The sequence below is a fragment of the Haloferax namakaokahaiae genome, from assembly GCF_042663225.1.
GTDB lineage: Archaea > Halobacteriota > Halobacteria > Halobacteriales > Haloferacaceae > Haloferax > Haloferax namakaokahaiae.
On the sequence record NZ_JBHTAA010000015.1, the window covers coordinates 59,281 to 72,231 of the forward strand.

Below are 12,951 nucleotides of genomic sequence, written 5' to 3' on the forward strand. Positions count from 1 at the left end.
CAGACATCGTACACCATATGTGAACACAGAACCGAATCCTTCGAAATAGTACTGTGGAGAACCCACGTGCCAAGAATTCACACTGTTCGATGATGAACTATTTCGTGCAAATTGGCCAGTTGTCCAGTAAAAGGCAGATTCACTATTTCCATTAGTTCGTGAAATACAAACACCTATGAGGATGCATCCGGGATGTATCCTATGGCAGACGAACCCACGACCGGCTCGCCGCGGACGCTGAAGACGGTGTCTCGTGCGTTCGATGTCATCCGTGCGCTCGAAGAGTTAGACGGCGCGCGCGTGACAGAGTTAGCCACCCACCTCGACCTCTCGAAGAGCGTCGTCTACAACTACCTCAGCACGCTCAGAAGCGAGCGGTTCGTGGTGAAAGAAGAGGACACCTACCGCCTCTCGCTGCAGTTCTTGCTCGTCGGCGAGTACGTTCGATATCAGAACATCCTCTACCGAATCGGTAAATCAGAATTGGAAGAACTCGCCGCGAAGACCGGCGAGTACGCCCACCTCGCTACCGAACAGCACGGGTTGGGCATCAACCTCTACAAAGTTCGCGGCGAGAAAGCGGTCGGTGCAGACTACCAGGTGAACAAGCTTCAGCAGGCCGATTATCTCCACTTCTCGGCGACGGGGAAGGCGATTCTCGCGCACCTCCCCCGCGAGCGCGTGAACTGGATCGTGGACCAGTACGGCCTCCCGGCGAAGACAGACCGAACCATCACCGACCGCGAACACCTCTTCGAGGAGTTAGAGACGATTCGTGACCGCGGCTACTCGCTCAACGACGAGGAGGAGATTACGGGCCTCCAGGCAATCGGCGCGCCCGTCACCAACCGCCACGGGCGGGTGCTCGGGTCGATTAGCGTCTCGGGACCGGTCCGTCGGATGAAGCAACCGGACTACCACGAGCGCATCATCGAGAGCGTCGTCAACACGGCGAACGTCATCGAGGTCAACGTCAACATGGAAGAGTCCGACGACGAGTTCCCGACGTTCAGCTAATCTCTTTTCGAACCGACTCGCCGTTCGCGTCCGATTCGACGACAGTTCTCACACGGAGAACGGCAGGAGTCGAAGAAGGTCGGTCGGGTGTGACCTTAGATTTCGGTGACTCGCGCGTGTTCGTCGTCGAGTGCCGCCGCGTCTTCGGGGAGGAGTGCGACGACCACGAACTCGGCGTGTTCGTGGATGTACTCGACGAGCGCAGAGATGCGCTGTGAGTCGATTGCTTCGAGCGAGTCGAGCAAGAGGAACGGGAGTTGGTCGGCCACGTCGTGGACGAGGTAGCCCGCGAGGGCGAACACCAGTCCGATGACCTCGCGCTCACTCTCGCTCAGGTGGTCGATGGTGTCCTCGTACACCGTTCCCGTCTCCGTCTCGCGGACGATGTGGAGCACGAACTCGCGGGTGTCGTCCGAACGCCCGCGGGATTCGCGCTGGATGCGTTCGATCCAGACGCGTTCGACGTTGCCGTAGTCGAGGATGTCGAGCACGCGCTCCATGTGGTCGTTGAAGGCTTCGACCGCGTTCGCTTCGATGCGGTCGATGCGGCCGCGAAGCTCCTGTATCTCGTCGTCGATTTCCTCGCGGCGCGCGCGCAACTCCGCGAGTTCGTCCTTGCGCATCCGGGCTTCGTCGAGTCGTTCGCGGACGCGTTCGCGCTCGGTTTCGAGGCGGTCGCGTTCGAGTTCGGCGCGGTTGGCCTGCGAGTGGAGTTCGACCAACTCGTCGCGTTCGTCGTCCACGTCTTCGACTTCTTCTTCGGCGGCCGCAATCTCCTCGTGGAGTTCCTCCTGTCGCGCTTCGAGGTCGTCGATGCGCTCTGTCGTCTCCTCGCGTTCGGCAATCGTCTGTTCGAGACGGGTGTTGAGTTGGCGCCGGCGACCCTGCCGCGATTCGATGGTGTCGAGGCGGTCCGCGAGGTCGTCGATGGCCTGTCTGGCGTTTCGTCGCTCCGAGGCGAGGTCCGCGCGGTAGGACTGGAGATTGTCGATGGTCGCTTCGATGGTGTCGGCATCGACTTCGGACCCACACGTCCAACAGACGATTTGCTCGTCTTCGAGGAGTCCCTTCGTCACGTCTCGTTCTTCTTCGCCGCGGAGGACGTTTGCGATGTCTCGGTTCGTCCCCGAGAGCATGGACTCGTTGACGCGGATGATGTTTTGAAGTTCGTTCATCTGCGATTCGATCTGTCGAACTCGCTCGCGGCGCTTCGAGAGTTCCGATTCGAGGTCTTCGGGCGAATCGTGGCTCTCGTCGGGGAGTTCGTCGAGTGCCTCGCGGATGTCGGATTCGTCGTCGGTGAGCGCTTCGAGACTCTGCCGCTCGGTTTCGAGGCGGAACCGGACGTTTTCGAGCGACGAACGCAGGTCGCTCAGTCGCTCGAAGAGTTCGTCACCGCTGCGCGACTCGGCCGCTTCTTCGGCCTCGATTTTCGCTTCGAGTTCCTCGCACTGCTCTCTGGCGTCTTCGATTTTCGCTTCGAGTTCGGCCTCGCGCTGTTCGAGCGAATGAATCGATTGTTCGATGTTGTCCGCCTCTTTGAGACGCTGGCTGACAGACCGTCGCTCTGCTTCGAGTTGGGTGATTTTCGACTCGATGGCCGTCGTATCGACCGGCCGCATGATGAGTTCCCGAAGGTCGTCACCGCGTTCGACCGCGCGGCGGACTTCGTTGGACTCCAAGAGGAACGCGAAGAGGTCTGGAAGCGTCGGGTCGTCGAGATACGGCGCGCCGTCGGTGACGACGTTCGACCCTTCACGGCGAAGCGTTCGCGTGTAGGTTTCGTCGTTGACGGAGAGGGTGACACTCCCCTCGTCGGCGTCGGCCTTCAGCGATGCTCGGTCGCTGCCGAGTGCCGCCATGAGCGCCTGTAAGAACGACGTTCGGTTGGTGGCGTTTCGGCCGACGAGAATCGTGATGCCTGGTTCGAACGCGACAGATGCGTGTTCGATACCGCCGATATTCTGCGCCTCAACGGAGACCTCTGAAGCGCTTTTGGTCAAGGTCATTGGGCTACCTACAAAGTGATTACAGATAACACTTCGTATTAGATTACAAAGGTACAGGTGTAATGGATACGTTTATTTTGTCGGAGTAGCTGTACTCCGTAATGGCAACTGAGCGTCCGGACCCCACGAACTCCAAAGTGGGCCGGCTCATAGAGACGTATGAATTCAACGGATTCGGAGACGAACTCGAAGCACGGTGGACCGCGGACGAAGACGCGGACAGCCTTCGAACGCTCGCGCGAGCATTCAACCTCGAACTGCTGCAGCACGCGACCGACGACGCCGGTCTCGACCTCTTGGACGGCGAAGTCGAATCGCTGTACGACGCCCTGACGGGTGACGATGCGACCGGTGCCGAGCGAACCCGCGCCCGTGGTCGATTAGAGCGCGCGGGGCTCGACGTCGAACAACTCCAGAAGAACTTCGTCTCCCACCAGGCGATTCATACCTACCTGACCTCGTACCGAGGGGCGTCGAAAGAACGGCGACAGAGCGACCCCACAGAACGCGTACAGCGACTTCGCGGCCGACTCGTCGCCGTCACCGAAAGCGCACTCGATTCGCTGGAACACCGCGAGAAACTCGAAATCGGCACCCCCGACGTACTCGTCGATATCCAGGTGCTCTGTACCGAGTGTGGCCGTCAGTACGGATTCGACGAACTCATCGAACAGGGGTCGTGCGCCTGCGCCGACACCGCGTGAGCGCGTTCCAATAGTGCATCACAGTTGAAGATTTCCGGAGGAGAGTACAAAGAACGACTACCCCGGTTAACAACAATGACCCAAATAGTCGGCTCGCGGTGAATGTTGGCGAACGCCCAGAGGCACCATACGTGCACCAACGGAAGACATTCTACAATTTGTGAACATTGTATACTGTGTTTCGACCAGCAGCTCGACCACATATTATGAACACACCAGAGATAGTATTGTGTTTTTATTGAAATTCTACCTCCCCTCGAATGGTAGCTGATGGGTCCGTTGCAGTCAGCAGAACTCGGGTCCGAAGCGAGAGGATGGGGCCGTCTCGAGAGAAAATACTTTGTCTCCAACGAACGGTGAACTGAGACGATGGTATCGCGCAGTCGTCGAGGACGGACACACCTCCGGGAGAGCCACGAATGAACTGGTCGCGGAAGTCGCTCGACGAACTCGAATCGTTCTACTGGGAGTCCATCGCGCCGGAGATGGACAGAGCGGGGATGGACCCCACGAGCGACGTTCCGACCTACGCGTGGTTGACCGAACAGGGATGGTCGGGTATCGCGTACGCCCTGCGCGAGAAACACGACGTGACGCCGAAGGAGTTTTTCACGGATATCGTCGGGCTCGACGATGGGAAGTCGAACGGGTACGAGTGGAGAATCGAAAACGAGCGCACTATCGACGCCTTCGAATCGTACCTCGAGATGCTCGACTCGCGGCGTGGTCTCGCGGCGACGACGCTCCCGACCCGTCGAACGCACCTCGCGCGGTTCGCGCGCCTCTACCGGCGACTCCACGGCGAGGCGAATCTGCTGGCCCACCTGGACGACAGAGACGCCGAACCGGACGAAATCGACCGCTGTCTGCGCGTGCTCGACGAGTTCGACGACCAGTTGGCATCCGACGGAACGAAACTCGCGTACCTCCGAACGGTCCGCGCGTTTTACGAGTATCTGGTCGATTTCCGGCGCGCGCGGTACAACCCGGTCGCCAACGCGGCCAAGCAGTTCCGGTGGGAACAAGACCAACCCGACAATCGAACGATGAACGTCGAACAGGTCAGAGCCGTGTACCAGGCAGCCGAAACCCTCGAAGAGCGGTTGCTCGTGCTCGGACTCGCGGGGTGGGGGCTTCGACCGAACGAACTCGCAACGCTCGATGCGTCGCAGTTCACCCTGACCGAGGACGACCCGCACATCGCCTTCGACGAGCGAAAGAACGGGCCGGGTACCGTGGCGCTCCTCTACGGGACAGAGGCAGTCCGCCACCGAATCGACACGCTCGCCGCGAACGACGACTGGACGGGGGCGATATTCCCCTCCGGGCGGTCCGAGACGGGGTACATCGCGCGCGAGACGGTCAACCGGCGATTCAAGCGCCTCGCCGAACGCGCCGACGTTCGAGTCGATGGCGAGACGCCGACGGCGAAACTCTGTCGTCGCTTCTGGTATACGACTTACCAATCGGCCGTCGAGACGATGGTCACACAGTTAGAGGGCATCGCCGCCGACCAAGGGTCGAAGAGTGCCGACGTCGTCATGTCCAACTACCTCTCGGAGACTCGCCGACGTGAGTTCCGACGGGAAGCCATGCGGACACGACTCGCCGACGTGTTCGACGAGGAGAAGCGGCAGGGCGTGGAGTTCGCAACGCACTATCCCGGGCAGTAAATCCACTGACGGAGCCGATAACTCCGGACATAGTGGTGTATGAAACCGGTATCGAACGTCGGTACCGAGCGCACAGTACGAACGCTAGGAGAAGTCGAATGCGGTGGTCGTCGTCTCTCGCTGGTAGTACACCTGAGCGACTGCGTAGGCGAGCACGTAGCCGAGTACCGCAAGCCCGACCGCGAAGATGGCGTTGCCGAGGAGTTGTCGAACGATGATGTCGTAACCGGCGTCGAGCGTGAACTGTGTCGGGTCTACCGGTGCCGTTCCGACCGGCCCGAGGAGGAACGAACCGAGCCAAAAGCTCGCACCGTAGAGCGCCCACTTGACCGGCGGGTTGAAGATAACGACCGTCGCGCCGAGGGCGAGTTTGCTCGCGCGCTCGACGTAGTACGAGACCAATACGAACAGTGCGAGCGCGGTTCCGGCGGTCGGAAGAACCGTCACGAACACGCCGAACGCGAAACTCAGCGCAATCTCGTGGGGCGTGTGCTGGGCTTCGAACGCGGCGATTATTCCTGTTCGGATGCGGTCTCGAACCGCGAACAGTCTCTCGTACACGCTTGCCCACGAGAGGGAATCAGTCGTTATCAACTCTTCGGCCTCGGAAATACGGAATGTCCAGATTAGTTGGCGAGATAGCCTGACAGTCAGCTATTCCAGAACGAGGGAGAAACCCCACGTCGCAGATTGGGCGTCACTGTCACTTCCCATCTCACCTTGGACGGCAATCTGCGTCTCGAATCGGAACTCGCCGACCGGGAGACAGCTGTCTTCCTCGTTCATCACGCCGTAGAGGTCAACCGACTTCGTCTTCGACTCGCCGGGTTCGAACGTCTCCATGCGATACTCTTCGGTGACGGCGATGCCGTCAGACAGTCGCCAACAGCCGGCTTCGGCCGGCCACTCTTGGTTGGGAGGGAGGAACATGAGTTCTCGCGTGTCGTCGGCGACGTACTCGAAGAAGATAGCTCGGCCTTCGCCGACGAGCACCTCCGCGTCACTCGTGTTCGTCAGCGTGATGCGAATCTGTGGCGGGTGGTCGTCAGTCGCCGTATCCTCGCTCACCTCGACGGCGGGTTCGATTGGGATGTCGGGGGCGGCATCGACGCCCCTGAGTGAGATACCTGGGCCACCGGTTCCTGTCGGTCGCGTACCGCCTGGATTTTCAGTCATCGTCGAATCACCGGGAGTGTCCGTGAGTCCGTCGTCTGGTTGGGCGTTGCCGCCGAGACAGCCTGCGAGCGCGGACAGAGAGACGAGTCCGAGCGAGCGAAGCATCGTGCGACGTGTCGGGGACATAGCTATATCTCACGCGTCGAGCGCATAACCCTACGTGAGAGTCAAAATCCCGTTTTACTCACCGACGCTGCATTCGTCTCAGTCGTCGAGCGACTCACGCGACCCCGATTGGCGACTTCGGTAGTAGTCCCACTCGGTGTCGGTTCCGTAGTGGACGACCAGCTCTTCTGCCGTCTGCTCGGCGATGCCGGAAACGGCGCACAGCGCACGCGTGTCTCGGTCCAGGATGTGTGCGGCGACGAGGTCAGCCCGGTCGAAGTGGTCGAAGAGCGCGCGAGCGACCGTGTCTCCCGCGTTGGGAACCGGACGGCACGCAGACCGAATCCGCTCTAATTCGGTCCGGTCGTCGAGGGTCTCGACCCACGTCTGGACCCACGATGCGATTTCGACCCTGTCTGTTTCGGCCGTCGGTGGCTGAAACTCTCGAATAGACTCGTCGAGCAGGCCGCCGAGACGAGCAGAGACCGACAACCCACCGGGATGTGGAAGCACGTGGACCCCGGGCGAATCACCCGACTCGGTTCCGACGAGTGCAGTGGGAACCGACTTCTCGAACCGGAGTGCGAAGTTGGCCGGCCGAGGCTCACCCGGCGGGTAGATGACCCACTCGTCGCTCGGAAGCGAGATGCGCTCGGGAAGCCAATCGAGGTCGTCCGAACCAGGCCCACCACCGACACCGTCGGGTTGAGAATCAGAGTCGTGTGTCATGTGGTCGTCCTCCGAGTGGTGTCGTTCGTTCCCGTCGCCGAATCTAGACCGTCTCGTTGTCGTGACAGTCAGAATGAACGGTGATAAGCGACCCGGTTATTCCGCTCTGTCACACCCGGTTGCTCAAGTACGTTGAGCACGAAGCGCGGATAATGCCCGTCGTTGAAGTGACCCTGCCCGACGAACTGCTCGTGGAGTTCGAACAGTTGGTGGACGAGGAATTCATTAGCGAAGAACAGGCAGTCGAAGAACTGCTGTCGATGGGGATGGACGCCTACGGCGCCCCCGTCGAAGAAGAGATCGCGATTCGGTCGGACTTCGTCGAGAGCGCACAGAACAACCTGTTCGATACTGCCGGTGACCCCGGTGGCATCGACGACGACATCCTCTAGCGGCCGTAGTTAGGTGGTGGTGTACACCGCCCTCCCAACTTTTAGTCAACGCCAAGACTCCCCCACAGGGGTTCCTCTGTTCATCGGTCGGTGGAGCGTGAATCGCTACTGAACAGAGACTTCGAACGCGACACAACCGCCGTACGGGGCCGAAGAGACCAGCGAAACTACAGCGTGCGAAAACGTGTCTCGATTCACGACTATCAGTAATTCGAGATAGACACGATTAGTATGATATTTTTCAGATACGTTGGGTGGCCGCCGCCCCACTATTCCGACCCAATCTCGATTCGCCTCGATTCTTGTCCATCCATTTCAGCCACGGAGGCGATTGGTTTCGGTTGTTGAGTGGCTGACCGATTGGAGATGCTGGTCGGTGGCGATTAACAAAGATGTTTCTGACACAATCTGGACTCGAACTAGAAAATGTGTCTAATGTTCTCGGAATCCTCCACGCAGACGGTATCGGAGGAGTCCACTCACGTATGGCCCGCTCAGTCGGCCGCAACTGGGCACGGAGGGCGAAATGTATCGCGGTAAGGCAATCGGCGTGGTCGTTCCCGCCCACAACGAAGAATCGTTCATCGGACCGGTCATCGATACGATGCCATCCTTCGTTGACCGGGCGTACATCGTAGACGACTGCTCGCGCGACGGAACGTGGGACGAGATTCTCGAACACACCGAACAGGCCACTGCGCGCCGAGTCGCCCCGTTCGCCAGCGACGGCGGCCAAGAACTCGATTCACGAATCGTCCCGATTCGACACGAGACCCAGCAGGGTCGCGGCGCAGCAGTGAAGACGGGCTACCGCCAGGCGCTCGCCGACGAGATGGACGTTATCGCCGTCATGGACGGCGACGGACAGATGGACCCGGACATTCTCGACCAAATTCTCGACCCCGTCGTCGCCGGCGAGGCCGACTACTCGGTCGGCAATCGACTCAGCAATACGAGACACCTCGTCGGGATGCCACCCTTCCGCCTGTTCGGCAACGTCCTCCTCATGGGCCTGACGCGAATCTCCAGCGGCTACTGGCACATTCGAGACCCGCAAAACGGTTACACGGCAGTCTCGGCGGACACGCTCCGCGATATCGACATGGAGAGCCTCTACGACCAGTACGGCTTCCTCAACGACATGCTCGTCAAACTCAACGTCCACGGCAAGCGCGTGGCGAGCGTGCCGATGCCCTCCCGCTACGGCGACGAAGAAAGCGGGATTCGCTACTCGACGTTCATCCCCAAACTCTCGGCGCTCCTCCTTCGCAACTTCGTGTGGCGTCTCTGGGTGAAGTACACGAAATCCGGCGTCCACCCGGTCGTAGTGCTCTACGTCATCGGCGCGCTCGCAACGCTCATCGGCGTCCTCCAGACCGGTTGGCGGGTGCTCACGAGACGCGGTGAGACCGAACGGTCGATGCAGATGTCGCTTCTCGGCGTCGCGTCGCTCCTCAGTGCGATGATGGGAGACAAGAAGAACAGCGACGAACTGTCGAGTTCCGGGCGGCGAAAATTCCGACGATAGCCGGTCGAGACTGCCGACGAACGGCGAACACATTTTCTACAGACGCGTACACTATGCCGATTCACCGAATTTCCGACCAGCTACACCGATATTAGTTGTCTCGCGGCAGGTACGGAAGCGGACTCACCGGACAGAACTGCGGAAATTCGGTGAGGAGATGTCGAAGGATGTGGACGTGACCGGACCCGACCAAGAAGAGAACGCGCTCGGTGTCGTCGTCCACGGCGCGCCAGATGTTGTGGACCATACGGAGGTTCCGACGATACCACCTTGCAAGCGCGTCGGGACCGGCGTAGTTCTCACCGTCACCCATGCGAAGATAGTGGTCGAACATCCCCTCATTGTAGTGGAGTGCAGCCTCTTCGTTGAGATAGCGGTGATATGCTGGAATCGACGAGGTTTCGAGACGCTCCGAGAGAGACTCTTCCAGCGCTCCCGGGTCGAATCGAGGAACGTCTATCTTCGGTGAGTGGTCGGACCCGCGCTCCTCTAGCGTCTCGAAGTCGGGGTCGTCGCCGAGCGTCTCTGGTACGTCAACCGGGACAACGCGGTCGTGGCCGAGGCGGTCGGCCAGCCTGAACCCGACTTGCACGACTTCACTCCGACTTCGTTGGGTCGCATCGTCACGCTCCGGATGCATCGAATCGAGTGCGTGTTCTTCGTCGTACGAGAACTCGCCGTCTCGGTATCGAGAATAGGCGTCCTGTACCGCGTCCGCCGCAGACGCTGGGCGTTCGATAGCGACGAAATCTGGGTCGATTGCTTCGAGATTCGAGACGAGAGTTTGGAGTTCCCGCTGTCGGTCGTCGCTGAGGGCGTCGTCGGCATCGACGTTTCCCGCATCTAACCCGGGGTTATCCATGTGGTAGGTTCCGAGAAGGACGACTTCGACCTGTTCCGGTGTGGGGGTCGGCCACGTCGGGGATTTTCGGGCGGCTGCGTTCGGCCTACGCATACACGTATCAAAATGAAAACCGTTGATAAGTGTTTATTCACCGAACAAATAGACGTGAATATGGACTGCAGATTCGACCCTTAACACCTCAACGCAAGCGGCCCACCATGTCCACGACGGGTTTCATCCGCCGCGACCTTCGAAACCTGATTCTTCGGAGGAGTCGCTCGGTAAGCGGCGTCGTCAGTTGCTGGACGTTCAGCGCGACGTACGCGACCGCTGCGAGCGGGTCGTCGCGGCTGAGCACGTCGTACGTTCGCGGCGAATCGGGTCGTCTGAGGAGTTCGCGGGCGGCGGTCAGCTTGTCCGGGCGACTGAGCAACTGTCCGACTTCTCCCGCGAAGTGCTGTGCCTGAACCCCCACTCTGTAGGATTTTTGTGCGTCGCAGGTCCCGGTCGTCACGAGTTGGTAGAGGAGGTACGGGAACTCGACGCCCGCGAAGACGGAGAGCGCCATACTGCCCCAGAACCGAGGGTTGAATTCGAGCATCTTCGGCACCCCGTCACGACTGTCGATGCGGTATTCGATCATGCCCGCGCCGACCCAGTCGATCGAACCGAGCAGTTGTTTGGCGTACTGGACCGCCTCTGGGTGGACAATCGTCTCGCGGAGGGTGCTGATGCCGCCTTCCGGCGGGTTCGTTCGGAGTCGTCGCTGCACGGTGAGTCCGACGAGGTTCGACGACCAGTCGTAGAGCGTGTAGACGCCCATCTCGCCCTCGCTCGGGATGTACTCTTGGACGAGGTACGAACCGAGCGACTGGTCCCGGTTTCGATAGGCCGCTTCGAGTTCGGCCTGCGAGTGGCAGACGACGACGCCGTGGCGACTGTGGCTGCGGCGGGGTTTCAAGACGACCGGATAGCCAACCTCGGCTTCCACGTCGTCGAACTCGATTGCATCCGGGAGGACCGTTTTCGGAACCGGAATTCCCGCGTCGCAGGCGGCCTGATAGCTGTACCACTTGTCGAAGCCGACCATCAGCAGGTCGTGTGGCGGATAGGGAACGGCCGTGTACCGTTCGAATCGGTCGCGGTGTTTGGTGAGTGCGGGGATGGTCGCGTTGCCGAGACCGACGACCATGTCGTAGTCGCGTTCGCGGAGTTCGGCCTCGATTGCGTCGGCGAACGCCGTCGCGTCACCGTCTGGAGAGGGATACCGAATCGAGTGGGTCGCGTACTTCGAGTACGCGCCGGGGTTGAGTTTCGTCGTCGCACCGGCGGTGACTTCGATGCCGTGGCGACCTAAGTTCCGGAGTGTCACGATTCCCTGTCTGAGATTCGTATCGAGGACGAGAACCCGGTTTGCGACCATCAGCGTGCCCCTCCTGCTGGGTGGGAGCGAATACACCCCACCGAATCAGGACGGCAGATCGTCGGATGTGCCATGCGTATCAGCACTGTGTTCACGCGAGAGCGGGGTAGTAAGGCCCATTCTAACGTGAAAATCGAGGAAAATAGCCGAGAAAGTACGGAAATCAGGAGCCTCTTACCTTCGTACTAGTCCGCTTTCGCGTACATTTCGACGAGTTCGTTCGCCGTCGCCTGCCACGAGTACTGGTCTTCGATGGCCTGTCGGTTTCCACGCCCCATCTCCGAGACGAGTTGCGGGTCGCGGATGAGCTGTTCGAGTGCGGTGGTCAACCCCGCCGCGTTGCCGGGTTCCACGAGGAGACCGCGCTCGTTGGTGATGACTTCCGGGATGCTTCCGACGGGCGTCGAGACGATGGCGTTGCCGCCCGACATCCCTTCGAGCATGGCGATGGGGAGTCCTTCCGCGTAGGTCGGGAGGACGAAAATCGACCCGCGACTCAGCAGGTCGCACTTCTCGGCTTCGGTGACGAATCCGAGGTACTCGACGTTGTCGTACTCGCGTGCGACTGCCTCGACACGGTCCGCGAGCGGGCCGCCACCGCCGATGGTCACCTGGAACGAGAGATCAGGCATCGCTTCGAGACGCTCGATTGCGTCGAGGAGTTCGAGCACGCCCTTGCGCTCGATGAGGTTCGAGACGAAGACCAGATGCACCGGGTCGGCATCGTACCTCGGACTGTACTCGCTCGGGTCCACCGCGTTGGCGAGGACGTGTATCTTCTCCTCGTCGGCGAGCGGCGAGACGACGCCACGCCAGTACTCAGAGAGGACGACGACGTCGTCAACGGTTCTGAAGACCATCGATTGGAGACGCTTGACGATGGGTGAACGCGTGTTGAGGAACTCGTCGAACGACGACCCGTGGATGTGGAGTACGACGGGGGCGTCCCACACGTACGCCGAGAACAAGACGAAGAACGCCGAGCGGTAGAACGAGTACGTATGAGAGGTGTGGACGTGAACGACGTCGGGTCGGGATTGGAACGGGAACAAGAGTATCGCCCACAGCGACGACAACACCATTCGAACGCCGCGTTCGAGGCCCTCACCCTCCGGTGAGGAGTATTTCGTGTAGACACGGACGTCCATTCGGTTGCTGAGATGTCGCTGTTGTTCCGTGATGTACCGGTCGATGCCGCCGGTCCCTTTCGGGCCGACGATGAGGAGTTTCTGCGAGTGTGTCATAGTATCACGTGCGAAGAGTGTGTATCCGTACGCGAACCGTTGCGTGCGTGGTGGATAGTTATGGGTCGGTTGACCACAGTTTTTCAGCACCAAATCGAGTCAATGCG

The 12,951-nt window shown here is 60.2% G+C and carries 12 protein-coding genes; 5 read left to right on the forward strand and 7 right to left on the reverse strand.

Features of this window, described 5'->3' with window-relative positions; all coding sequences use genetic code 11:
• Positions 1 to 201: 201 nt before the first annotated feature.
• Positions 202 to 1,017, forward strand: coding sequence for an IclR family transcriptional regulator (locus ACFQJC_RS17865; RefSeq protein ID WP_390226026.1), 816 nt, complete (start codon positions 202 to 204; stop codon positions 1,015 to 1,017).
• A gap of 95 nt (positions 1,018 to 1,112) precedes the next feature.
• Here the strand turns inward: ACFQJC_RS17865 and ACFQJC_RS17870 are convergent, their stop codons facing one another.
• Positions 1,113 to 3,026 (reverse strand): archaea-specific SMC-related protein, encoded by a 1,914-nt coding sequence (locus ACFQJC_RS17870; RefSeq protein WP_390226028.1) that lies wholly within the window; start codon positions 3,024 to 3,026, stop codon positions 1,113 to 1,115.
• Positions 3,027 to 3,127: 101 nt separating this feature from the next.
• On the opposite strand from ACFQJC_RS17870, the gene rdfA reads away from it, so the two are divergent.
• Together rdfA and ACFQJC_RS17880 are read left to right on the forward strand one after the other, a co-directional pair.
• A complete protein-coding gene (gene rdfA, locus ACFQJC_RS17875; RefSeq protein ID WP_390226029.1) occupies positions 3,128 to 3,730 on the forward strand; it encodes a rod-determining factor RdfA in 603 nt (200 codons plus the stop codon).
• A 419-nt stretch (positions 3,731 to 4,149) separates the two neighbouring features.
• Positions 4,150 to 5,403, forward strand: coding sequence for a tyrosine-type recombinase/integrase (locus tag ACFQJC_RS17880; protein WP_390226031.1), 1,254 nt, complete (start codon positions 4,150 to 4,152; stop codon positions 5,401 to 5,403).
• 84 nt (positions 5,404 to 5,487) lie between these two features.
• Here the strand turns inward: ACFQJC_RS17880 and ACFQJC_RS17885 are convergent, their stop codons facing one another.
• The 3 genes from ACFQJC_RS17885 to ACFQJC_RS17895 form a co-directional block, all read right to left on the reverse strand.
• Entirely contained in the window at positions 5,488 to 5,964 is a 477-nt protein-coding gene (locus ACFQJC_RS17885) for a DUF2062 domain-containing protein (protein WP_390226033.1), read from the reverse strand.
• Positions 5,965 to 6,057: 93 nt separating this feature from the next.
• Complete coding sequence (locus ACFQJC_RS17890) at positions 6,058 to 6,705, reverse strand: hypothetical protein (RefSeq protein ID WP_390226035.1); 648 nt, start codon at positions 6,703 to 6,705, stop codon at positions 6,058 to 6,060.
• Positions 6,706 to 6,783: 78 nt separating this feature from the next.
• On the reverse strand, positions 6,784 to 7,413 hold the full coding sequence (locus tag ACFQJC_RS17895) for a hypothetical protein (protein WP_390226037.1): 630 nt from the start codon (positions 7,411 to 7,413) through the stop codon (positions 6,784 to 6,786).
• Positions 7,414 to 7,565: 152 nt separating this feature from the next.
• On the opposite strand from ACFQJC_RS17895, the gene ACFQJC_RS17900 reads away from it, so the two are divergent.
• Together ACFQJC_RS17900 and ACFQJC_RS17905 are read left to right on the forward strand one after the other, a co-directional pair.
• Positions 7,566 to 7,805 (forward strand): DUF7120 family protein, encoded by a 240-nt coding sequence (locus ACFQJC_RS17900; protein ID WP_390226039.1) that lies wholly within the window; start codon positions 7,566 to 7,568, stop codon positions 7,803 to 7,805.
• A 526-nt stretch (positions 7,806 to 8,331) separates the two neighbouring features.
• Complete coding sequence (locus ACFQJC_RS17905) at positions 8,332 to 9,333, forward strand: glycosyltransferase family 2 protein (RefSeq protein ID WP_390226040.1); 1,002 nt, start codon at positions 8,332 to 8,334, stop codon at positions 9,331 to 9,333.
• Between the two features lie 91 nt (positions 9,334 to 9,424).
• On the opposite strand, the gene ACFQJC_RS17910 is transcribed toward ACFQJC_RS17905, so the two are convergent.
• From ACFQJC_RS17910 to ACFQJC_RS17920, 3 genes are all read right to left on the reverse strand, one after another.
• Positions 9,425 to 10,288 carry a DUF5694 domain-containing protein gene (locus tag ACFQJC_RS17910; protein WP_390226041.1) on the reverse strand — a complete coding sequence of 288 codons (864 nt, stop codon included), beginning with the start codon at positions 10,286 to 10,288 and terminating at the stop codon, positions 9,425 to 9,427.
• An 88-nt stretch (positions 10,289 to 10,376) separates the two neighbouring features.
• Positions 10,377 to 11,600, reverse strand: coding sequence for a carboxylate--amine ligase (locus ACFQJC_RS17915; RefSeq protein ID WP_390226043.1), 1,224 nt, complete (start codon positions 11,598 to 11,600; stop codon positions 10,377 to 10,379).
• A 185-nt stretch (positions 11,601 to 11,785) separates the two neighbouring features.
• Entirely contained in the window at positions 11,786 to 12,844 is a 1,059-nt protein-coding gene (locus tag ACFQJC_RS17920; RefSeq protein WP_390226045.1) for a glycosyltransferase family 4 protein, read from the reverse strand.
• Between the last annotated feature and the right edge of the window lie 107 nt (positions 12,845 to 12,951).